The sequence below is a fragment of the Arthrobacter sp. CAL618 genome (genome assembly GCF_000468215.1).
GTDB lineage: Bacteria > Actinomycetota > Actinomycetes > Actinomycetales > Micrococcaceae > Arthrobacter_D.
The window spans coordinates 867-1,189 of record NZ_ASZW01000084.1; the positions used below are offsets into that span (position 1 = coordinate 867).

Here is a 323-nt window from a genome sequence, read left to right on the forward strand (position 1 = left end):
CCCGCGGGCGCCGTCGTCGGGCAGAGCCCTTCCGGGGGGCAGCTGACCCGTGGGGAGACGGTGACCCTGACCCTATCCCTGGGGCCCCGTCTGGTTGAGGTGCCCAACGTGTTCTCCCAGCGGGAAGAGGCAGCCGTGGCCGAACTTGAAGCGGCCGGATTCGTTGTTGTAGTGGACTACACGTTCGGCGGTTCGGTTCTCGGTCTGGTCGCAGGGCAGGATCTGACCGGCGAGCAGCCGGAGGGCTCCACCGTCACGATCACCGTCACGTAGCAAGGATCCACCAGGGTTTAGACACAACAGAGGCGAAGCGTTTCCGCTTC

General features: G+C 65.6%; 1 protein-coding gene. It reads left to right on the top strand.

The features are described 5' to 3' along the window. A partial coding sequence (locus K728_RS23070) for a PASTA domain-containing protein (RefSeq protein ID WP_193353917.1) occupies positions 1–273 on the top strand: 273 nt, incomplete at its 5' end. Positions 274–323: the final 50 nt, after the last annotated feature.